This is a genomic window from Streptomyces violaceus (assembly GCF_036014075.1).
In the GTDB taxonomy this organism is placed as follows: domain Bacteria; phylum Actinomycetota; class Actinomycetes; order Streptomycetales; family Streptomycetaceae; genus Streptomyces; species Streptomyces violaceus.
The window spans coordinates 7,429,819-7,451,532 of sequence record NZ_CP107911.1 but is presented as its reverse complement, the minus strand read 5'-3'; the positions used below and the strand labels follow the sequence as shown (position 1 = coordinate 7,451,532).

20 protein-coding genes are annotated in these 21,714 nt (G+C 70.1%); 1 reads left to right on the top strand and 19 read right to left on the bottom strand.

Annotated elements, in window-relative coordinates:
- Positions 1 to 31 precede the first annotated feature (31 nt).
- The 6 genes from carB to pyrR form a co-directional block, all read right to left on the bottom strand.
- Positions 32 to 3,340, bottom strand: a complete 3,309-nt coding sequence (carB, locus tag OG542_RS33585; protein ID WP_328415737.1) for a carbamoyl-phosphate synthase large subunit — start codon at positions 3,338 to 3,340, stop codon at positions 32 to 34.
- A complete protein-coding gene (gene carA, locus OG542_RS33580; protein WP_311124681.1) occupies positions 3,333 to 4,475 on the bottom strand; it encodes a glutamine-hydrolyzing carbamoyl-phosphate synthase small subunit in 1,143 nt (380 codons plus the stop codon). Before carA ends, carB begins: the two co-directional genes overlap by 8 nt.
- On the bottom strand, positions 4,472 to 5,041 hold the full coding sequence (locus OG542_RS33575; RefSeq protein ID WP_184597178.1) for a PH-like domain-containing protein: 570 nt from the start codon (positions 5,039 to 5,041) through the stop codon (positions 4,472 to 4,474). Before OG542_RS33575 ends, carA begins: the two co-directional genes overlap by 4 nt.
- Positions 5,038 to 6,324, bottom strand: coding sequence for a dihydroorotase (locus OG542_RS33570; RefSeq protein WP_328415734.1), 1,287 nt, complete (start codon positions 6,322 to 6,324; stop codon positions 5,038 to 5,040). The genes OG542_RS33575 and OG542_RS33570 overlap by 4 nt, the downstream gene beginning before the upstream one ends.
- Before the next feature lie 5 nt (positions 6,325 to 6,329).
- On the bottom strand, positions 6,330 to 7,307 hold the full coding sequence (locus OG542_RS33565) for an aspartate carbamoyltransferase catalytic subunit (protein WP_328415732.1): 978 nt from the start codon (positions 7,305 to 7,307) through the stop codon (positions 6,330 to 6,332).
- Positions 7,308 to 7,405: 98 nt separating this feature from the next.
- Positions 7,406 to 7,972, bottom strand: a complete 567-nt coding sequence (pyrR, locus tag OG542_RS33560) for a bifunctional pyr operon transcriptional regulator/uracil phosphoribosyltransferase PyrR (RefSeq protein ID WP_184597184.1) — start codon at positions 7,970 to 7,972, stop codon at positions 7,406 to 7,408.
- Positions 7,973 to 8,237: 265 nt separating this feature from the next.
- On the opposite strand from pyrR, the gene bldD reads away from it, so the two are divergent.
- Positions 8,238 to 8,741, top strand: coding sequence for a transcriptional regulator BldD (gene bldD, locus OG542_RS33555; RefSeq protein ID WP_018570201.1), 504 nt, complete (start codon positions 8,238 to 8,240; stop codon positions 8,739 to 8,741).
- A 162-nt stretch (positions 8,742 to 8,903) separates the two neighbouring features.
- Here bldD and nusB read toward each other — a convergent pair whose 3' ends face one another.
- The 13 genes from nusB to OG542_RS33490 all read right to left on the bottom strand — a co-directional run bounded on the left by nusB (position 8,904) and on the right by OG542_RS33490 (position 21,706).
- On the bottom strand, positions 8,904 to 9,338 hold the full coding sequence (gene nusB / locus OG542_RS33550; protein WP_184597187.1) for a transcription antitermination factor NusB: 435 nt from the start codon (positions 9,336 to 9,338) through the stop codon (positions 8,904 to 8,906).
- Positions 9,339 to 9,340: 2 nt separating this feature from the next.
- Complete coding sequence (gene efp / locus OG542_RS33545; RefSeq protein WP_193480198.1) at positions 9,341 to 9,907, bottom strand: elongation factor P; 567 nt, start codon at positions 9,905 to 9,907, stop codon at positions 9,341 to 9,343.
- A gap of 53 nt (positions 9,908 to 9,960) precedes the next feature.
- Positions 9,961 to 11,070, bottom strand: a complete 1,110-nt coding sequence (locus OG542_RS33540; RefSeq protein ID WP_311124685.1) for an aminopeptidase P family protein — start codon at positions 11,068 to 11,070, stop codon at positions 9,961 to 9,963.
- 67 nt (positions 11,071 to 11,137) lie between these two features.
- Positions 11,138 to 12,001: a Pro-rich N-terminal domain-containing protein gene (locus OG542_RS33535; protein WP_311124686.1), complete on the bottom strand. Its 864-nt coding sequence runs from the start codon at positions 11,999 to 12,001 to the stop codon at positions 11,138 to 11,140.
- A 164-nt stretch (positions 12,002 to 12,165) separates the two neighbouring features.
- Entirely contained in the window at positions 12,166 to 13,257 is a 1,092-nt protein-coding gene (aroB, locus tag OG542_RS33530) for a 3-dehydroquinate synthase (RefSeq protein WP_189726437.1), read from the bottom strand.
- A complete protein-coding gene (locus OG542_RS33525) occupies positions 13,254 to 13,736 on the bottom strand; it encodes a shikimate kinase (protein WP_230529481.1) in 483 nt (160 codons plus the stop codon). The genes aroB and OG542_RS33525 overlap by 4 nt, the downstream gene beginning before the upstream one ends.
- Before the next feature lie 26 nt (positions 13,737 to 13,762).
- Positions 13,763 to 14,947 (bottom strand): chorismate synthase, encoded by a 1,185-nt coding sequence (aroC, locus tag OG542_RS33520; RefSeq protein ID WP_311124687.1) that lies wholly within the window; start codon positions 14,945 to 14,947, stop codon positions 13,763 to 13,765.
- Positions 14,948 to 15,087: 140 nt separating this feature from the next.
- Positions 15,088 to 15,483: a hypothetical protein gene (locus tag OG542_RS33515; RefSeq protein WP_328415729.1), complete on the bottom strand. Its 396-nt coding sequence runs from the start codon at positions 15,481 to 15,483 to the stop codon at positions 15,088 to 15,090.
- A 51-nt stretch (positions 15,484 to 15,534) separates the two neighbouring features.
- Positions 15,535 to 16,362: a shikimate dehydrogenase gene (locus tag OG542_RS33510; protein ID WP_328415727.1), complete on the bottom strand. Its 828-nt coding sequence runs from the start codon at positions 16,360 to 16,362 to the stop codon at positions 15,535 to 15,537.
- Between the two features lie 11 nt (positions 16,363 to 16,373).
- Positions 16,374 to 18,080 (bottom strand): endolytic transglycosylase MltG, encoded by a 1,707-nt coding sequence (gene mltG / locus OG542_RS33505; RefSeq protein ID WP_328415725.1) that lies wholly within the window; start codon positions 18,078 to 18,080, stop codon positions 16,374 to 16,376.
- Between the two features lie 121 nt (positions 18,081 to 18,201).
- Positions 18,202 to 18,666, bottom strand: coding sequence for a Holliday junction resolvase RuvX (gene ruvX, locus OG542_RS33500; protein WP_328415723.1), 465 nt, complete (start codon positions 18,664 to 18,666; stop codon positions 18,202 to 18,204).
- Positions 18,667 to 18,683: 17 nt separating this feature from the next.
- Entirely contained in the window at positions 18,684 to 21,356 is a 2,673-nt protein-coding gene (gene alaS / locus OG542_RS33495) for an alanine--tRNA ligase (protein ID WP_328415721.1), read from the bottom strand.
- Entirely contained in the window at positions 21,356 to 21,706 is a 351-nt protein-coding gene (locus OG542_RS33490; protein ID WP_311124692.1) for a hypothetical protein, read from the bottom strand. Before OG542_RS33490 ends, alaS begins: the two co-directional genes overlap by 1 nt.
- Between the last annotated feature and the right edge of the window lie 8 nt (positions 21,707 to 21,714).

Sequence of the window (21,714 nt, the reverse complement as noted above, 5' to 3'; positions counted from 1 at the left end):
GACACCGTTTCCGGTGTCCCCCTCGGGGCTGCTAGTCGCGGGCCGCGGTCAGATGTTCCGCGTGTTCCTGGAGCGAGCGGACGCTCACGTCGCCGCGGTTGAGGGCGTCGATGCCCTGGACCGCCGCCGCGAGCGCCTGGACCGTCGTCAGGCAGGGCACGGACCGTGCCACGGCCGCCGTACGGATGTCGTAGCCGTCGAGGCGGCCGCCGGTGCCGTACGGGGTGTTGACGATGAGGTCGACCTCGCCGTCGTGGATGAGCTGGACGATGGTCTTCTCGCCGTTCGGGCCGGTGCCCTCGGACTGCTTGCGCACGACGGTGGCGTTGATGCCGTTGCGCTTGAGCACCTCGGCCGTGCCGGACGTGGCCATCAGCTCGAAGCCGTGGGCGACCAGCTCGCGCGCCGGGAAGATCATCGAGCGCTTGTCGCGGTTGGCGACCGAGATGAAGGCGCGGCCCTTGGTGGGCAGCGGGCCGTAGGCACCCGCCTGCGACTTGGCGTACGCCGTGCCGAAGACGGAGTCGATGCCCATGACCTCACCCGTGGAGCGCATCTCGGGGCCGAGGACCGTGTCGACGCCGCGGCCGTGGATGTCGCGGAAGCGCGACCACGGCATGACGGCCTCCTTGACGGAGATCGGCGCGTCGAGCGGGAGCTCGCCGCCGTCGCCGGTGGCCGGGAGCAGGCCCTCGGCACGCAGCTCGGCGATCGTGGCGCCCAGCGAGATCCGGGCGGCTGCCTTGGCCAGCGGCACCGCCGTCGCCTTCGAGGTGAAGGGGACGGTCCGGGAGGCGCGCGGGTTGGCCTCCAGGACATAGAGGATGTCGCCCGCCATCGCGAACTGGATGTTGATCAGGCCGCGCACCCCGACGCCCTTCGCGATGCCCTCCGTGGAGGCCCGCAGGCGCTTGATGTCGAAGCCGCCGAGCGTGATCGGGGGCAGGGCGCACGCCGAGTCGCCGGAGTGGATGCCGGCCTCCTCGATGTGCTCCATGACACCGCCGAGGTAGAGCTCGTGGCCGTCGTAGAGCGCGTCGACGTCGATCTCGATCGCGTCGTCGAGGAACCGGTCGACCAGGACCGGCCGGGACGGGCTGATCTCGGTCGACTCGGAGATGTACGCCTCCAGGCGCGTCTCGTCGTAGACGATCTCCATGCCGCGCCCGCCGAGGACGTACGACGGCCGCACCAGGACCGGGTAGCCGATCTCGTCGGCGATGGCCTTGGCCTCGGCGAAGGTGGTGGCCGTGCCGTGCTTGGGGGCCGGGAGGCCGGCCTCCTGGAGGACCCGTCCGAAGGCGCCCCGGTCCTCGGCGGCGTGGATGGCCTCCGGGGAGGTGCCCACGATCGGCACGCCGTTGTCCTTGAGCGCCTGCGACAGACCCAGCGGGGTCTGGCCGCCGAGCTGCACGACGACGCCCGCGACGGGTCCGGCCTGCTGCTCGGCGTGGACGATCTCCAGCACGTCCTCGAGCGTCAGCGGCTCGAAGTACAGGCGGTCGGAGGTGTCGTAGTCCGTGGAGACGGTCTCCGGGTTGCAGTTGACCATCACGGTCTCGTAGCCCGCGTCGCTCAGCGCGAAGGAGGCGTGGACGCAGGAGTAGTCGAACTCGATGCCCTGGCCGATGCGGTTCGGGCCGGAGCCCAGGATGATGACGGCCGGCTTCTCGCGCGCGGCGACCTCGGTCTCCTCGTCGTAGGAGGAGTAGAAGTACGGCGTCTTCGCGGCGAACTCGGCGGCGCAGGTGTCGACCGTCTTGTAGACCGGGCGGATGCCCAGCGCGTGCCGGACCTCGCGGACGACGTCCTCGCGCAGGCCTCGGATCTCGCCGATCTGCGTGTCGGAGAAGCCGTGCCGCTTGGCCTCGGCGAGCAGACCGGCGGTCAGCTCGGGCGCCCCGGCCAGCTCGTCCGCGATCTCCTTGATGAGGAAGAGCTGGTCGACGAACCACGGGTCGATCTTCGTGTACTCGAAGACCTCCTCGGGGGTGGCGCCCGCGCGGATGGCCTGCATGACGGTGTTGATGCGGCCGTCGGTGGGGCGGACGGACTCGCGGAGCAGCTCCTCCTTGTCGCCGGGCTCACCGACGAAGGTGAACTGGCTGCCCGTCTTCTCCAGCGAGCGCAGGGCCTTCTGGAAGGCCTCGGTGAAGTTGCGGCCGATGGCCATGGCCTCGCCGACCGACTTCATGGTGGTGGTGAGGGTGGCGTCCGCGCTCGGGAACTTCTCGAAGGCGAAGCGCGGGGCCTTCACGACCACGTAGTCGAGCGTCGGCTCGAAGGAGGCGGGGGTCTCCTGCGTGATGTCGTTCGGGATCTCGTCCAGCGTGTAGCCGACGGCGAGCTTGGCGGCGATCTTGGCGATCGGGAAGCCGGTCGCCTTGGAGGCGAGGGCCGAGGAACGCGACACGCGCGGGTTCATCTCGATGACGATCACGCGACCGTCCTCGGGGTTCACCGCGAACTGGATGTTGCAGCCGCCGGTGTCGACGCCTACCTCGCGGATGACGGCGATGCCGATGTCGCGCAGGGTCTGGTACTCGCGGTCGGTCAGCGTCATCGCGGGCGCGACCGTGATCGAGTCGCCGGTGTGCACGCCCATGGGGTCGAAGTTCTCGATGGAGCAGACGACCACGACGTTGTCGTGCTTGTCGCGCATCAGCTCCAGCTCGTACTCCTTCCAGCCGAGGATGGACTCCTCCAGGAGCACCTCGGTGGTCGGCGAGAGCGTGAGGCCCTGCCCGGCGATGCGGCGCAGTTCCTCCTCGTCGTGGGCGAAGCCGGAGCCGGCGCCGCCCATGGTGAAGGACGGGCGGACGACGACCGGGTAGCCACCGAGCGTCTCGACACCCGCGAGGACGTCCTCCATGGAGTGGCAGATGACCGAGCGGGCGGACTCGCCGTGCCCGATCTTCTGACGTACGGCCTCGACGACCTCCTTGAAGAGGTCGCGGTCCTCGCCCTTGTTGATCGCCTCGACGTTGGCGCCGATGAGCTCGACGCCGTATTTGTCGAGGGTCCCCGCCTCGTGCAGCGAGATGGCCGTGTTGAGGGCCGTCTGGCCGCCCAGGGTGGGCAGCAGGGCGTCCGGGCGCTCCTTGGCGATGATCTTCTCGACGAACTCGGGGGTGATCGGCTCGACATACGTGGCGTCGGCGATCTCCGGGTCGGTCATGATCGTCGCCGGGTTGGAGTTCACCAGGACGACCCGGAGGCCCTCGGCGCGCAGGATGCGGCACGCCTGGGTGCCGGAGTAGTCGAACTCGGCGGCCTGGCCGATGACGATCGGGCCGGAGCCGATGACCAGGACGGACTGGATATCGGTGCGCTTAGGCACGCTGGCCCTCCATCAGGGATACGAAGCGGTCGAACAGGTAGGCGGCGTCGTGCGGGCCGGCTGCCGCTTCGGGGTGGTACTGGACGCTGAAGGCGGGGCGGTCGAGAAGCCGCAGCCCCTCCACCACGTTGTCGTTCAGGCAGACGTGCGACACCTCGGCGCGGCCGAACGGGGTCTCGGAGACCTGGTCGAGCGGTGCGTCGACGGCGAAGCCGTGGTTGTGCGCGGTGACCTCGACCTTGCCGGTCGTACGGTCCTGCACGGGCTGGTTGATGCCGCGGTGGCCGTACTTCAGCTTGAAGGTGCCGAAGCCGAGCGCGCGGCCCAGGATCTGGTTGCCGAAGCAGATGCCGAAGAGCGGGGTGCCGCGCTCCAGAACGCCCCGCATGACGGAGACGGGGTGGTCGGCGGTGGCCGGGTCGCCCGGGCCGTTGGAGAAGAAGACGCCGTCCGGGTTGACCGCGTAGACGTCCTCGACGGTCGCGGTGGCGGGCAGCACGTGCACCTCTATGCCGCGCTCGGCCATGCGGTGCGGGGTCATGCCCTTGATGCCGAGGTCGACGGCGGCGACGGTGAACTTCTTCTCACCGACGGCGGGCACGACGTACGGCTCGGTGGTGGCGACCTCGGCGGAGAGGTTCGCGCCCTTCATCTGGGGGGCTTCCTGGACGCGGGCCAGCAGCGCGCCGTCCTCCCGCACCGCCTCCCCGCTGAAGATGCCGACGCGCATGGCGCCGCGCTCCCGCAGGTGCCGCGTGAGGGCGCGGGTGTCGATGCCGGAGATGCCGACGACGCCCTGCGTCGCGAGCTCCTCGTCCAGCGAGCGCCGGGAGCGCCAGTTGGACGGCACGCGCGCGGGGTCGCGCACGACGTACCCGGAGACCCAGATCCTCTTCGACTCGGGGTCCTCGTCGTTCACACCGGTGTTGCCGACGTGCGGGGCGGTCATCACCACGACCTGGCGGTGGTACGAGGGGTCGGTGAGGGTCTCCTGGTAGCCGGTCATGCCGGTGGAGAACACCGCTTCGCCGAAGGTCTCCCCCACGGCCCCGTAAGCACGGCCGCGGAAGATCCGGCCGTCCTCCAGGACGAGTACGGCGGGAGTCCTGGCAGCTCCCCTTGTGGAGGTGGTCATCGTTCGACGCCTTCCCTGGTGTTCGTTTCGATCATGGAGTTGAGGGCCTCGACCCACTCGTTGTGCTCGGCCGCGTGGTCGGAGCGGAACCCGGAGTCGATCAGCCGGTCGCCGTGCGCCCAGGTGACGATCAGCAGGCCGCCCTCGGTGAGGACCTTGCCGGCGATGCCCTTGTCGAGCCGGGCCTCGCGGAGCTGTGCGGCCGGGACGAAGAAGTCGCTCGCCCCGGGGCGTACGACATCGAGCCCTGCGTCCGTGAGGGTGAGCTCGGCGCGGCTGCGGGTGCCCAGGCCCTGGGCGACGATGCGGTCGAGCCACTGACCGGCCGTGGTGGAGCCGTGGTAACGGCCGCTCATGGCCAGCTTCTCGGGGCCCGGGTCGTCCGGGGCGGTGGGCAGCTCGGGCAGGTCGCCCTGGAGGGTGCCGCGCCACTTCCAGCCCTCGCGCATCAGCCAGTAGACGAGCGCGACGAAGAGGGCGAGGCCGACGACCCAGCCGATGCGGGCGGCCCAGTCGGTCACTTGCGCCGATTCCTTCTCGGCGGCCAGCAGGAGTACAGGTGTCACGTGAGCTTCCCGTCGACGAGCGTGGCCTTGCCCCGCAGCCACGTGTGCGTGACACGGCCCGGCAGCTCACGCCCCTCGTAGGGGGTGTTCCGGCTGCGCGAGGCGAAGCCCGCGGGTTCCACGGGCCCACGGTATGCCGTGTCGACCAGGGTGAGGTTGGCGGGCTCACCTGCCGAGACGGGACGTCCGTGGCCCATGGCCTGTCCGATCTGCGCGGGCTTGACGGACATCCGGTCGGCGACGCCGGCCCAGTCCAGCAGCCCCGTGTCGACCATGGTCTCCTGCACCACTGACAACGCGGTCTCCAGGCCGACCATGCCCATGGCGGCCGCGGCCCACTCGCAGTCCTTGTCCTCGTGCGGGTGCGGGGCGTGGTCGGTGGCGACGATGTCGATCGTGCCGTCGGCGAGGGCCTCGCGCAGGGCCATCACGTCGCGCTCGGTGCGCAGCGGCGGGTTGACCTTGTAGACGGGGTTGTACGTGCGCACCAGCTCATCCGTGAGGAGGAGGTGGTGCGGGGTGACCTCGGCGGTGACGGCGATGCCGCGGGACTTCGCCCAGCGGACGATCTCGACGGACCCGGCGGTCGACAGGTGGCAGATGTGGACGCGGGAGCCGACGTGGTCGGCGAGCAGGACATCCCGGGCGATGATCGATTCTTCGGCCACCGCCGGCCAGCCCCCGAGCCCCAGCTCGGCCGAGACGATGCCCTCGTTCATCTCGGCGCCCTCGGTCAGCCGCGGCTCCTGCGCGTGCTGCGCGACGACACCGCCGAAGGCCTTCACGTACTCCAGGGCGCGGCGCATGATCACGGCGTCGTGGACGCACTTGCCGTCGTCGGAGAAGACGGTGACCCCGGCGGCCGACTCGTGCATGGCGCCCAGCTCGGCGAGCTTCCTGCCCTCCAGGCCGACGGTGACGGCACCGATGGGCTGGACGTCGCAGTAGCCGTGCTCCTTGCCAAGCCGCCAGACCTGCTCGACGACACCGGCGGTGTCGGCGACCGGGAAGGTGTTGGCCATGGCGAACACGGTGGTGAAGCCGCCGCTCGCCGCCGCCCGCGTGCCGGTCAGGACGGTCTCGGAGTCCTCACGGCCGGGCTCGCGCAGATGGGTGTGCAGGTCGACCAGGCCCGGCAGCAGCACCTTGCCGTCGGCCTCGACGATCTCGGCCTCTTCGGCGGACAGCCCGCTGCCCACCTCCGCGATCGTCCCGCCGTCGATCAGCACGTCCTGCGGCTCGCCGCCCAGCACCTTCGCACCACGGATCAGGATCTTGCTCATGGGTCTTACTTCTCCTCGGTACGGGACTGGGTGACGGCGGGTTCGTTGCCACCGAGCAGCAGGTACAGGACGGCCATCCGGATGGACACTCCGTTTGCGACCTGCTCGACGACGGTGCAGCGGTCGGAGTCGGCGACCTCGGCGGTGATCTCCATGCCGCGGACCATCGGGCCGGGGTGCATCACGACGGCGTGCTCGGGCATCCGCGCCATGCGGTCGCCGTTGAGGCCGTAGCGCCGGGAGTACTCGCGCTCGGTCGGGAAGAAGGCGGCGTTCATGCGCTCGCGCTGGACGCGCAGCATCATCACCGCGTCGGACTTGGGCAGGGTGCTGTCGAGGTCGTACGACACCTCGCAGGGCCAGGTCTCGATGCCGACGGGCACCAGGGTCGGCGGGGCGACGAGGGTGACCTCGGCGCCGAGGGTGTGCAGCAGGTCGACGTTGGAGCGGGCGACCCGGCTGTGCAGGACGTCGCCGACGATCGTGATGCGCTTGCCTTCGAGGTCCCGGCCGAGTCCGGCGTCCGTGCCGACCAGGCGGCGGCGCATGGTGAAGGCGTCCAGCAGGGCCTGCGTGGGGTGCTGGTGGGTGCCGTCGCCGGCGTTGACGACGGCCGCGTCGATCCAGCCGGAGTTCGCCAGCCGGTACGGGGCTCCGGAGGCGCCGTGCCGGATGACCACGGCGTCGACGCCCATGGCCTCCAGGGTCTGGGCGGTGTCCTTCAGGGACTCGCCCTTGGAGACGCTGGAGCCCTTGGCGGAGAAGTTGATGACGTCCGCGGACAGCCTCTTCTCGGCGGCCTCGAAGGAGATCCGGGTCCGGGTGGAGTCCTCGAAGAAGAGGTTGACGATCGTGCGGCCGCGCAGGGTCGGCAGCTTTTTGATCGGCCGGTCGGCGACCCGGGCCATCTCCTCGGCGGTGTCGAGGATCAGGACGGCGTCGTCGCGGGTGAGGTCGGCGGCCGAGATGAGATGACGCTGCATCTGTCAGGCTCCGTAAGGCAGTTCAGGAGAATTCGGGCAGACGGGCGCGCCCGGGGGCGCACTGAGCCGGCGTACGACAGCGGCGTACGCCTGAAGCGCTACTGGGAGGTCTGCTTGGCACCGAGCAGCACGGTGTCGCGACCGTCCTCCTCGGCGAGCTGGACCTTGACCGTCTCCCGCAGCGACGTGGGGAGGTTCTTGCCGACGTAGTCGGCGCGGATGGGCAGTTCGCGGTGACCGCGGTCGACGAGGACGGCGAGCTGCACCGCGCGCGGGCGCCCGATGTCGTTCAGTGCGTCCAGGGCGGCCCGGATGGTGCGGCCGGAGAAGAGCACGTCGTCGACGAGGACGACCAGCTTGCCGTCGATGCCGTCACCGGGGATCTCGGTGCGGGCCAGCGCACGCGGTGGGTGCATGCGCAGGTCGTCGCGGTACATGGTGATGTCGAGCGAGCCGCACGGAACCTTGCGCTCGGTGATCTGCTCGAGCTTGTCGGCGAGCCGCCGGGCGAGGAAGACGCCCCGGGTCGGAATGCCGAGGAGCACCACGTCGTCGGCGCCCTTGGCGCGCTCGACGATCTCATGGGCGATGCGGGTCAGCACCCGCGCGATGTCGGGCCCTTCGAGAACGGGCCGGGCATCGGACTGCGTGTCGTGCGTGTCCATACGAAACGGACCTCCTTCTCCGCCTCACGGGACGGACCTTAAAGGACGTCGGGATTGCGCCATACACGGTAGCAGGTCCCCGCGATCATTCCGACAGCCCCTCGGATCACCCGTTCGGCCTAACCGAGTGCTGATACCACGGAAGAGTCGGTGCGGACCATTCGGCTTGACGCGGCAGAGTAACGCTGCGTAACCTCACAGTGAGTTACCAGCCGCGCGGTCCGGCAACACAGCTGACCGCGTCGACACAGTGCCGGGGAGCTATATGTCCAGCGAATACGCCAAACAGCTCGGGGCCAAGCTCCGGGCGATCCGCACCCAGCAGGGCCTTTCCCTCCACGGTGTCGAGGAGAAGTCCCAGGGACGGTGGAAGGCGGTCGTGGTCGGTTCGTACGAGCGCGGCGACCGCGCCGTGACCGTGCAGCGCCTCGCCGAGCTGGCGGACTTCTACGGCGTCCCCGTGCAGGAGCTACTCCCGGGCACCACCCCGGGCGGCGCCGCCGAGCCGCCGCCGAAGCTGGTTCTGGACCTGGAGCGGCTGGCCACGGTGCCGGCCGAGAAGGCGGGCCCCCTGCAGCGCTACGCGGCCACGATCCAGTCGCAGCGCGGTGACTACAACGGCAAGGTGCTCTCGATCCGCCAGGACGACCTGCGCACACTCGCCGTCATCTACGACCAGTCGCCTTCGGTCCTCACCGAGCAGCTGATCAGCTGGGGTGTCCTGGACGCGGACGCGCGCCGCGCGGTCGCCTCCCACGAGGAGGCCTGAGCCCTTAGCGGGCAGCGCAGAAACGTACCGCCGGGGTGGCTGGAACCATACGGTTCCGGCCACCCCGGCGGCGTTCTGGGAGCCTGACGGCCCCCGGACCGTACGGGGACGCCGGAGGGCCCGCAGCAGTCGCGCTGCGGGCCCTCCGGCGTTCCGTCTCTCTCAGTCCTCGTCGCGGCGGAGCGAGGGCTTGAGGTCCTTCAGCCGACCGAGCAGGCCGTTCACGAACGAGGGCGACTCGTCCGTGGAGAACTCCTTGGCCAGCTGCACCATCTCGTCCAGGACGACGGCGTCCGGGGTCTCGTCGACCCAGATCAGCTCATAGGCGCCGAGCCGCAGGATGTTGCGGTCGACGACCGGCATCCGGTCGAGTGTCCAGCCGACCGAGTACTGGGCGATCAGCTCGTCGATGCGCTTCGCGCGCTGCGCGTAGCCCTCGACGAGCTCCATCGTGTACTCGCTCACCGGCGGCTGCCGGGTGTCGGCCCGGGAGAGCCGGACCCAGTCGGCGAGGACCGTCAGGACCTCGGCGCCGCGCTGGTCGCCCTCGAAGAGGATCTGGAAGGCGCGCTTGCGGGCCGTGTTGCGGGCAGCCACGGTTAGCTGTTCACCCGGCCGAGGTAGTCGCTGGTGCGGGTGTCGACCTTGATCTTCTCACCGGTGGTGATGAAGAGGGGCACCTGGATCTGGTGGCCGGTCTCCAGCGTGGCGGGCTTGGTGCCACCGGTGGAGCGGTCGCCCTGGACGCCCGGCTCGGTCTCCTGGATGACGAGCTCGACGGCGGCGGGCAGCTCGACGAAGAGCACCTCGCCCTCGTGCTGCGCGACGGTGGCGGTGAAGCCCTCGATCAGGAAGTTGGCGGCGTCGCCCACCGACTTGCGGTCGACGTGCAGCTGGTCGTAGGTCTCCATGTCCATGAAGACGAAGTACTCGCCGTCCATGTAGGAGAACTGCATGTCCCGCTTGTCGACGGTGGCCGTTTCGACCTTGACGCCGGCGTTGAAGGTCTTGTCGACGACCTTGCCGGAGAGCACGTTCTTGAGCTTGGTGCGCACGAAGGCCGGGCCCTTGCCGGGCTTGACGTGCTGGAACTCGACGACGGACCAGAGCTGGCCGCCTTCGAGCTTGAGCACCATGCCGTTCTTGAGGTCGTTCGTGGAAGCCACGGTTGCGGAATCTCCTGGACTGACGTACGACCCTGGGGCACGCACCTGCCTACCTACAGGGCGAGCAGCTCCTTGGTCGTGATGGTGAGTAGCTCGGGTCCGCCGTCCGCCTCGGGGCGGACGACGAGCGTGTCATCGATCCGGACACCGCCCCGGCCCGGGAGGTGGACCCCCGGTTCGACGGTGACCGGCACGCAAGCGTCCAGTTTACCCATGGCCGCGGGACTCAATTGAGGGTCCTCGTCGATTTCGAGCCCGACCCCGTGTCCGGTCAGTGCCGTGAGGCCCTCCGTGTACCCCGCGGAGTCCAGCACCTGGCGAGCGGCCCGGTCGACGTCCCGGCAGGCGGCGCCGGGTACCAGGCTCTCACGTCCGGCCCGCTGGGCGGCGAAGACCAGGTCGTACAGCTCGATCTGCCAGTCCGCGGGAGCCGTGCCGATGACGAACGTACGGCCGATCTCACAGCGGTAGCCGCGATACGTCGCGCCGAGGCAGACGGAGAGGAAGTCGCCCTCCTCGACACGGCGGTCGGTGGGCCGGTGGCCGGGGCGGCCGGCGTTGGGCCCGGTGGCGACGGAGGTCGGGAAGGCCGGTCCGTCGGCTCCGTGGTCGACGAGGCGTCTTTCGAGCTCCAGGGCGAGATGGCGCTCGGTCCTGCCGACGAGGATGGACTCCAGCAGTTCGCCCAGGGCCTGGTCGGCGATCTCGGCGCCGATGCGGAGGCAGGAGATCTCCTCCTCGTCCTTGACCACCCTGAGCTGCTCGACAGCGCAGCCGAGGCCGGCCAGGCGCAGCCGGGGGGCGACCGAGCCGAGAGCACGGTGCCGGGCCACGGTGAGGTGGTGCTCCTCCACGGCGAGGGAGTCCGCGCCCTGGCCCGCGGCGAGGCCGGCGGCCGCGACGGCCGGGTCGCCGCCACCGGTTCCGGGCAGGCTCTGGACGCGCAGGGCCTCGTCGGGGCGCTCCTGCGCGGAGCGGCCTTCGATCGGGCCGGCACACACCAGGAGGTCCTCGGTCTTGCCCAGCAGCAGAACGGCGCCGCGCGGGGCGGGGCCCGCGAGATAGCGCACATTGGCGGGGCGGGTGACCAGCGCCGCCGCGCTGCCGCCCGCGTTGCAGTATTCCTTCAGACGCGTCCGGCGGGCCGCGTACACCTCTGACATGACCCGAGCGTATGAGCTTCGCGGGTTCGGCGCCGTTCGAGAGAGGCCGAGTGGGGCAGCGGGGTGGCTACCACTGGGGCGGGCTGGCGATGGAACGGGTCAGGACGTCGTTCAGGACCTGGGCCGTTTGCGGGATGTCGAGCTGGGAGTTGTCGATGATCGGGAGGCCCGAGCCGTACCAGCCGGCCATGCGGCCGTGGATGCGGGCGACCTCGTCGTCGCTGAGGCGGCGGTTGCCGGAGCGTTCGGCGTTGCGTTCCAGGACGATCTCCAGGCCCGGCAGGAGGACGACCGGCAGCAGGCCCGGCCCGACGTGTCGCTTCCAGCCGCCGAGGCCGACGACGGGCCGGTCGGGGAAGACGGCGTCGTCGAGGATGCACGAGATGCCGTTGGCCAGGAAGTTCCGCGCGGCGAAGCCGCAGGTGCGGCGAGCGAGGCGGTACTGCGCTTCCGAGTTGTCGTTCCACCCGGACTGGGGGTCGGCGAAGCCCGAGCGGACCCATTCGCGTACGTCGTCGAGGCTGATGTGTGCGGTGGGGATCCGGCGATGGTCCGCCCAGTACTTGGCGACGCTGGTCTTCCCGGCGCCCGCGGGGCCGATGAGCAGCACCGCGAGCGTCGTGCCGGCCAGGTCGGGGCCCGCCGCGGCCGGCGGCGCGCTGGGCATGGCGACCGGACCGCCCGGCGGCAGCGGCACATGACCGGTGGTGTCCGGCGTGGGAGGAGCGGAGGCCTGGTGCGGGGGTGCGGCCGGCCCGGGCGGTGGCGCGGGGTATCCCGGTGCCGGGGGCGGCGGGGGCACGGGGACGGAGCCCTGGTGCGCGCCCGGGTGGTGCGAACCCGGGTGGTGTGCGGCCGGCGACCAGCCGGCGGCCGGTCCCTGCCCCGGCTGGTGGGGCGGCGGCAGCGGAGAACCCACTGCGTGCTGCATCCGGTGCCACTCCGTCTCGTACAGGCGATGGGCGCTGACTGCGGGGGCGGATCCCGCTGCTACCGAACGGTACCGCCCCCGGCGATCGTTGTGTGAACGGCCGGGGGCGGCCCGAAGTGCCCGGCGCCGTAAGGCTGTTTCGGGCGGAAGGAGCGCGGGAGGACTTACTGTCCCACTTCGCCGTACGCGGCGAGCAGCACGGCCGGGTCGGGTCCCTCCAGCACGGTGGGCTTGGCCAGACCGTCGAGGACGATGAAGCGCAGCAGGTCGCCGCGGGACTTCTTGTCGACCTTCATGGTCTCCAGCAGCTTGGGCCACTGGTCGTGGCGGTAGTACAGCGGCAGGCCGACGGCTTCGAGGACGGTGCGGTGGCGGTCGGCCGTGGCGTCGTCCAACCGGCCTGCCAGGCGGCCGAGTTCGGCGGCGAAGTGCATCCCCACGGACACGGCCGCGCCGTGGCGCCACTTGTAGCGCTCGTTCTTCTCGATGGCGTGGCCGAGCGTGTGGCCGTAGTTGAGGATCTCGCGCAGGCCCGACTCCTTCAGGTCGGACGACACCACGTCGGCCTTCACCCGGATGGAGCGCTCGATGAGTTCGGCGGTGTGCGGGCCGGCCGGGGTGCGGGCGGCCTCGGGGTCGGACTCGATGAGGTCGAGGATCACCGGGTCGGCGATGAAGCCGGCCTTGATGACCTCGGCGAGTCCGGAGACGTAGTCGTTGACCGGCAGCGAGTCCAGTGCGGCCAGGTCGCAGAGCACACCGGCGGGCGGGTGGAAGGCCCCCACCAGGTTCTTGCCCTCGGCGGTGTTGATGCCGGTCTTGCCGCCGACGGCGGCGTCGACCATGGCCAGCACGGTGGTCGGGATCGCGATCCAGCGCACCCCGCGCAGCCAGGTGGCGGCCACGAACCCGGCCAGGTCCGTGGTCGCGCCGCCGCCGACACCGACGATGACGTCCGTGCGCGTGAACCCGGACTGGCCCAGCGCCTTCCAGCAGTAGGCGGCGACCTCTGCGGTCTTGGCCTCCTCCGCGTTGGGCACCTGGATGGCGACGACTTCGTAGCCCTGCTCGGCCAGGTCGGCGCGCAGCGCGTCACTCGTCTCGGCCAGCGCCTCGGGGTGGACGATCGCGACCCGCTTGGCCCTGCCGCCGATCAACCCGGCCAGTTCGCCCAGGAGTTGCCGGCCCACCAGGACCTCGTAGGGCTCGGTGCCCGCCGTGCCGCCGATCTGGATCCGCGTCACTGCCTCGCTCATGCTTCCTTCAACTCCAGTGCGTCCAGGGCGGCTTGGGTGACCTCTTCGGGCGTACGGCCATCGGTGGCGACGACGGCCGTGGCGACTTCCTCGTACAGATGCCGACGGGCCTCCATCAGCTCGCGCCATTGCTTGCGCGGGTTGATGGCGAGCAGCGGCCGGGCCGCGTTGAGGCCGGTGCGCTTGACCGCCTCCTCGACATCCATCGACAGGTACACCACCCGCTGCCCGGCGAGCAGCTCGCGCGTGTCCTGGTCGAGGACGGCGCCGCCGCCCAGGGCCAGCACGCCGTCGTACCCGGCCAGCGCCTCGCGCACGGCCTGCTTCTCGATCGCGCGGAAGGCCGCCTCGCCCTCTTCCACGAAGATCTCGGCGATCGTCCGGTTCTGCGCGGCGACGATGTCGTCGTCGGTGTCCCGGTATCCGGCCCCGAGCCGCTCGGCCAGCAGCTGCCCGACGGTGGACTTGCCGACGCCCATCGGGCCGACCAAGACGATCAGCGGGGTCACCGGATGGCCAGGTTGTCGAGGTACGACCGTACGTTGCGGCCGGTCTCGGCCACGCTGTCGCCGCCGAACTTCTCGGCCACCGCGTCCGCGAGGACGAGCGCGACCATCGCCTCGGCGACGATGCCGGCGGCCGGCACCGCGCACACGTCGGAGCGCTGGTGATGGGCGGCCGTCGCCTCACCGGTGACGACGTCCACCGTCTTGAGCGCCCGCGGGACGGTCGCGATGGGCTTCATCGCCGCCCGCACCCGCAGCAGCTCACCGGTGGTCAGCCCGCCCTCGGTGCCGCCGGAGCGGCCGGAGGTGCGCCGGATGCCCTCGTCGGTGGTCACGATCTCGTCGTGGGCCTTGGAGCCGGGCACCCGCGCCAGGTCGAAGCCGTCACCGACCTCCACGCCCTTGATCGCCTGGATGCCCATGAGCGCGGCGGCCAGCCGGGCGTCGAGACGCCGGTCCCAGTGCACGTGGGAACCGAGGCCGACCGGCACCTCGTAGGCCAGCACCTCGACCACACCGCCGAGGGTGTCGCCGTCCTTGTGGGCCTGGTCGATCTCGGCGACCATCGCCTTCGACGCGTCGGCGTCCAGGCAGCGCACCGGGTCCGCGTCCAGCTTCTCCACGTCCGCCGGCGTCGGGTACACGCCGTACGGCGCCTTCGCCGCCGCCAGCTCCACCACGTGGGAGACGATCTCGATGCCGGCCGTCTCCTTCAGGTACGACCGGGCCACCGCGCCGAGGGCCACACGGGCCGCGGTCTCACGCGCCGAGGCGCGCTCCAGGATGGGCCGGGCCTCGTCGAAGCCGTACTTCTGCATTCCGGCGAGGTCGGCGTGGCCGGGCCGCGGGCGGGTCAGCGGGGCGTTGCGGGCGAGCCCGTCGAGGATCTCGGGGTCGACCGGGTCGGCCGCCATGACCTGTTCCCACTTCGGCCACTCGGTGTTGCCCACCATGATCGCGACCGGGGAGCCGAGGGTGAGGCCGTGCCGGACGCCGCCGAGGAAGGTGATCTCGTCGCGCTCGAACTTCATCCGGGCGCCACGCCCATAGCCCAGGCGGCGCCTCGCGAGATGGTCCGCCACCATGTCCGTGGTGATCGGCACGCCGGCGGGCAGACCCTCCAGCGTCGCGACGAGTGCGGGACCGTGGGACTCCCCAGCGGTCAGCCAGCGCAACCTGCTCAACGGTGCTCCTCAGTGCTCGCGCCCGTACTGCCCTGCGTACGCGCGTCATCTCGTACGGCGACGGCCAGACCGGGTGCGCGGCCCCGGTCCGCCACCTACGATCCTCCCACGTCCGGGGCGCGGACCCGGCCGCCGGTCCATCAGGCGGACGAGGCCGGGCCACCGGTCTGCCGCTGCGGCGCGTACGAGCCGAGGAAGTCCGCACCGCTCGGCTGCCGCGCGGACTGCGCCTGCTGCGGTGCACAGGCGCCGAGATGGTCGGCCCCACTGCCCTGCCGCACTGCCTGCTGCGGTGCGTACTCCCCCAGGTAGTCCGCTCCGCGCCCCTGCCCGTACTGGGCCGCCGCGTGGACGGGCTGCCCGCCCCGCACGGCCCGCCGATGGGCGATCTTGCGCTTGATCTTGACCGCCCAGGACGCGAGGACCGCGAGCACGATCAGGGCGATCACCGTGATCTGCACCCAGTCGGGCAGGAATCCCAGCAGGGACTCGAATATCTGGGATTTCACGGACGCCTGAGGCATGCCTGTGGACATGGTTCGTTATCCCCTCCCCTGTTCCGCCCCCTGCGGAACCGAGAGCGGATCTTATCGGGCCGCGAGAGCGCGTTCGCCCGCTTTTCGCATGGCGTCCAGGGGGGCCGGGGCCTGCCCCGTCATCTGCTCGACCTGCAGCACGGCCTGGTGCACCAGCAGGTCGAGGCCGCTGACGACCGCGCCGCCGTACGCCGACCAGCGGGCGGCGAGGGTGGTGGGCCAGGGGTCGTAGAGGACGTCGAAGAGGGCCGCCGGCCGCTCCGGCACGGACCGGGCGAGGGTGTCGGTGACACCGGCCGGCGTGGTGCTGATCACCAGCGGGGCGCGCAGGGCCTGCTCGGCGTCCGCCCAGTCGGCGATGCGCACCGAGACCTCCAGCCGCTCGGCCCACTGCCGCATCTCGGCGGCCCGGGCCTCGCTGCGGACGTACACCGCGATCTCGCCGGGGCAGATCCGCGACAGAGCGGCCAGCGCGGACGAGGCGGTGGCACCCGCGCCGAGGACCGCGGCGGCCTCGACCTTGTCGATACCGTGCTCGCGCAAAGCCGCGACCATACCCGGGATGTCGGTGTTGTCGCCGGTCCGGCGGCCGTCCCGGGTGCAGACCACCGTGTTGACCGCGTCGACCGAGGCCGCGGTCTCGCTGATCCCGTCGAGCAGTGGGATCACGGCCCGCTTCAGCGGCATGGTCAGCGACAGCCCCGCCCACTCGGCACCGAGCGTCTCGAAGAACCCGGGCAGGGCGGCCTCGTCGACCTCGAACCTGTCGTACGTCCAGCCGCTCAGCCCCAACTCCTGGTAGGCCGTGCGGTGCAGGACCGGGGAGAGCGAGTGGGCGATCGGGGAGCCGAGTACGGCGGCCCGGCGTGGTGCGGCCATCAGGGTCTTCCTCAGTTGTTCCGCGAGGCGTTGAACTTGTCGACCAGCTTCTGGTGCTCGGCGTTGGTCTTGGTGAACTCACTGGTCCTGCCGTCCAGCGAGATGAAGTAGTACCAGCCGTCGTCCGTCGGGTTGAGGGCGCCCTTGATCGCGTCCTCGCCGGGATTATCGATCGGCCCGGGCGTCAGCCCCTTGTGGAAGTACGTGTTGTACGGGTTGTCATAGTTCCGCAGCTCGCTCAGGCTGAGGTCGATCTTGCTCTGGTTCTTGATGTAGTTGTACGTGGAGTCGAACTCCAGCAGGCCGTTGGTCTGCGGGTTCCCGGGCTTCATCCGGTTGTAGACGACCTCGGCCATCTTGCGGAAGTCGGCGTGGCTCGTGCCCTCGGCCTGAACCATGCTCGCGACCGTGATCAACTGCCACGGGTCTTCGAGTCCGAGACTCGCGGCCTTCTTCTCCACCCCGAGCTTCTCGTAGGTCTCGGTGGCCCGTGTCACCATCTGTTTCAGCACGCCTTCGGGCTTCTGCCCCTTGGCGATGCCGTAGCTGGAGGGATAGAGGAACCCTTCCAGCGGGTCCTTGACGTTCGGTTGGTTCAGCGCCCAGGAGGGCAGGCCGAGCTTCTTGTAGTCCTTCTTGGCGACCGCGGCGGTGGTGCCCTCCTTGACCTCCAGCCGCTTGTCGATGAGCCGGTAGATGTCGGCGTTGCGCTTGCCCTCGGCGATGATCAGGTTGTCGCGGCTCTCCGGGCTGAGCATCAGTTCGACCGCACTGGCGGCCGACATTTGCTTCTGCAGCGTGTACACGCCGTCCTGGAGCTTCTGGCCGTCGGGATTGTTGGCCTGGGCCGTGACGAACGCGTCGACGCTCTTGACGACGCCGGCGTCCTTCAGCACCTGCCCGATCTTGTAGCCGAGCGCTCCCCTGGGGATCTCGACGGTGACCTGCTGCCCGCTGCCGTCGCCCGCGAAGTCCGGGGCGTCGCCGAAACGATCCTGGTAGAACTGGTAGCCGAAGTAACCGGCGCCGGCCACGCCTCCGCCGAGGATGAGGACGACCACCAGGCAGGCCATTCCGTTGCGGCGCTTCTTGGGTTTGCCGCCGCGCCCGCGCTGCTCGTCGCGCCGGCGACGGTCTCCCGGCTCGTCGCCGTCGTCATCGTCGTCGCCCGCGAAGAACGCGTGCTCGCCCTGGTCGGGTCCAGGGTCCCAGTCGGTCTCCGGCTCCGGCTCGGCCCGCCGTCGGCCTGGCGGCTCCGGTGGCGGATAGGCGTCGGGCGTTCCGTAGTAGTCGGACTGCCCCCCGCCGTAGGCACCGGTCTGCTGCCCGTACGGGTCGGCGGGGTCGCCGGGGTACGAGACCTGCTGGTGCGGGCCGGTGGCCCACCCGCCGTTGTCGTACTGCTGCTGGTGATACCCCTGGTCCTGGGGGTGACCGTGGTCCCCCTGCCCCGGGTACTGCTGATGCCCGTGAGTCTGTGCCGCGTACTGCTGGTCGTACTGGTAGTGCTGCTGCGCCTGACCGTATCCGGCCTGCTCACCGGTGCCCCAGTCGCCGTACTGCGGCTGCTGCGGCTGCTCTGGATAGTGCTGCGGCTGGCCGCCGTAGGGGGACTGCTGACCCTGGTGGGCCTGCTGTCCTCCCCATCCGCCGTCCCCGTACAACGGGTCCTCCGGATGCCACGGTTCGGAGCCTTGGCCCCGGCCATACTCAGTCATCGATCCCCTAGAGCCGCGAGGCGGCGGTCGCTCGGCTTCCGGCCGGGCTTCCGTCCGCCTCTCTCTGGTGCGTCAGCTGTTCGAACACCGGCGCATCGCGCGGAACGTTACCGTATCGCGATCAGATGACCACTTCGACGCCTTCGCCGGGTGCTTTACCTGACACCCGTTCGGATTCAAGCGCCTGCTGGAGGATGACCACCGCAGCTGCCTGGTCGATCACGGAACGGCCCTTCCTGGTCTTCACGCCGGAAGCGCGCAGTCCCTGACTGGCCGTCACCGTGGTCATACGTTCGTCAATGAGTCTGACCGGAACCGGGGCGATCATGCGGGCCAGTTCCTGGACGAAGGCACGGACCTTGACCGCGGCCGGGCCCTCGCCCCCCTTGAGGGAGCGTGGGAGACCGACGACGACCTCGAGCGGCTCGTACTCCTCGACGAGTTGCTTCAACCGCCGCTGAGCTGCGGGGATGTCACGCCCCGGGACCGTCTCCACCGGGGTGGCGAGGATCCCGTCGGGATCGCACGAGGCGACCCCGATACGGGCGTCCCCGACGTCGATCGCGAGTCGACGTCCTCTGCGCATCTTTCCTGACCCGTTTCTTACTTGGCCGTCTCGGTGACCAGGCGCTCGACCGCGTCGACGGCGTCACCGACGGCAGCCGGGTTCTGGCCGCCGCCCTGCGCCACGTCCGGCTTGCCGCCACCGCCGCCGCCGAGGGTCTTGGCGGCCGTACGGACCAGGTCGCCGGCCTTGAGGCCGCGCTCGCGGGCGGCCTCGTTGGTGGCGATGACCGTCAGCGGCTTGCCGTTCGCCACCGTGAACAGGGCCACGACGGCGGCACGTCCGCCCTGGATGCGTCCGCGCACGTCGAGCACGAGCTTGCGCAGGTCGTCGGCCGTCGTGCCGTCCGGAACCTGACCCGTCACGACAGCAATGCCACGGACGTCCTTGGCGGACTCGGCGAGACCGGCGGCGGCCTGGAGGACCTTCTCGGCGCGGAACTTCTCGATCTCCTTCTCGGCGTCCTTCAGCTTGCCGAGCATGGCGGAGACCTTCTCCGGGAGCTCCTCCGGACGGCCCTTGATCAGCTCCTGGAGCTGGGCGACGACCGTGTGCTCACGGGCGAGGAAGTTGTAGGCGTCGACACCGACCAGGGCCTCGATACGGCGGACACCGGAGCCGATGGAGGATTCACCGAGCAGCTTCACCAGGCCCAGCTGGGCGGTGTTGTGCACGTGCGTGCCACCGCACAGCTCCTTGGAGAAGTCGCCGATGGTCACGACGCGCACGCGCTCGCCGTACTTCTCGCCGAACTCGGCGATGGCGCCGGCCTTCTTGGCCTCGTCGATGCCCATGACGTCGGCGCGCACGTCGAGATCGCGGGAGAGTACCTCGTTGATCCGCTGCTCGACGTCGGTCATCACGGCCGTGGGAACGGCGGACGGCGAGCCGAAGTCGAAGCGGAAGCGGCCAGGCTGGTTCTCGGAACCTGCCTGGGCGGCCGTCGGGCCGAGGGCGTCACGCAGCGCCTGGTGGGTGAGGTGCGTGGCCGAGTGGGCGCGGGCGATGGCCGTACGGCGGCGGGAGTCGATCGAGGCATGGGCCGTGGCGCCGACGGTGACCTCGCCGACCTGGACGACGCCCTTGTGGACGTACACGCCCGGGACCGGCTTCTGGCAGTCGCGGATCTCGATGACGGCACCCGTGTCGACCTTGATCCGGCCGGTGTCGCCGATCTGGCCGCCGCCCTCCGCGTAGAACGGGGTGCGGTCGAGGACGATCTCGACCTCGTCGCCCTCGGTGGCGGCCGGGGAGGAGGCGCCGTCGACGAGGATGCCGACGATCCTCGACTCGCCCTCGGTGGCGGTGTAGCCGATGAAGTCGGTGGCACCGGCCCGGTCGGCGATCTCGCGGTAGGCGCCGGTGCCGGCGTGGCCGGTCTTCTTGGCCTGGGCATCGGCCTTGGCGCGCTCCCGCTGCTCCTTCATCAGGCGGCGGAAGCCGTCCTCGTCCACGGACAGGCCCTGCTCGGCGGCCATCTCCAGGGTGAGGTCGATCGGGAAGCCCCAGGTGTCGTGGAGCAGGAAGGCCTTGTCGCCGGGCAGCACGGAGCCGCCGGAGGCCTTGGTGTCGGTGACGGCCGTGTCGAGGATGTTGGTGCCGGCCTTCAGCGTCTTGAGGAAGGCGTTCTCCTCGGCGAGGGCGACCTTCTCGATGCGCTCGCGGTCGGTGATGAGCTCGGGGTACTGCTGGCCCATCATGCCGATCACGGTGTCGATCAGGTCCTTGACCACCGGACCGGTGGCACCCAGCAGGCGCATGTTGCGGATGGCACGGCGCATGATGCGGCGCAGGACGTAACCGCGGCCTTCGTTGCCGGGGGTCACGCCGTCGCCGATGAGCATCACGGACGTGCGCATGTGGTCGGTGACCACGCGCAGGGAGACGTCCGAGTCATGGGCGTCGCCGTAGGCCACACCCGTCAGCTCGGTGGCCTTCTTGATGACGGCCATGGATGTGTCGATCTCGTACATGTTCTGCACGCCCTGCAGAATCATGGCGAGTCGCTCGAGGCCGAGGCCCGTGTCGATGTTCTGGCTGGGGAGGTCGCCGAGGATCTCGAAGTTGTCCTTGCCGATGCCCTCGCCGCGCTCGTACTGCATGAAGACGAGGTTCCAGATCTCCACGTACCGCTCGTCGTTGACGGCGGGGCCGCCCTCGACGCCGAACTCGGGGCCGCGGTCGTAGTTGATCTCGGAACAGGGGCCACAGGGTCCGGGGACACCCATCGACCAGTAGTTGTCCTTCATACCGAGGCGCTGGATGCGCTCCTTCGGCACGCCGACGACGTCGTGCCAGATGCGCTCGGCCTCGTCGTCGTCCTTGTAGACGGTGATCCAGAGCTTCTCCGGCTCCAGGCCGTAACCACCCTTGTTCTGGGGGCTGGTGAGCAGCTCCCAGGCGTACTTGATGGCGCCTTCCTTGAAGTAGTCGCCGAACGAGAAGTTGCCGCACATCTGGAAGAACGTGCCGTGCCGGGTGGTCTTGCCGACCTCTTCGATGTCGGGCGTGCGCACACACTTCTGCACGCTCGTGGCGCGGTCGAAGGGCGGCTTGACCTCACCCAGGAAGTAGGGCTTGAAGGGCACCATGCCGGCCGGGACGAGGAGCAGAGTCGGGTCGTCCGCGATGAGCGACGCCGAAGGGACGACGGTGTGACCGCGCTCCTCGAAGAAGCTCAACCAGCGGCGGCGAATCTCAGCCGACTCCATCAGTGGTCCTCATTCCGGTTGTACGAGTACGTCGTCCTGTCGCTGTCGACGGACTTCGGGGTGCTGCGGTTCTCGATGGCGGCGAACCGCCTGGGCGCGGGGAGTTCGGGGTCGCTGTTGATGCCAAGGACCTCCCCCAGCTCTTCCTCCCGCTGGGCCATGTTGTCCCGGACGTCGAGCGCGAAGTCGACCGCGCGGTCCTTGAGCCGGTGGCCAGCCTCGATCGCCTTGTTTCCCGCGGTTCTGGCGAGGCTCTCGGGCGTCAGCTGCTTCAGCTTGCGGTTGACCTTGGTGGTGGCCCACACGCCGGCGGCGACGCCCGTGGTGAACCAGAAGGTACGGCGGAACATCGCTTGCT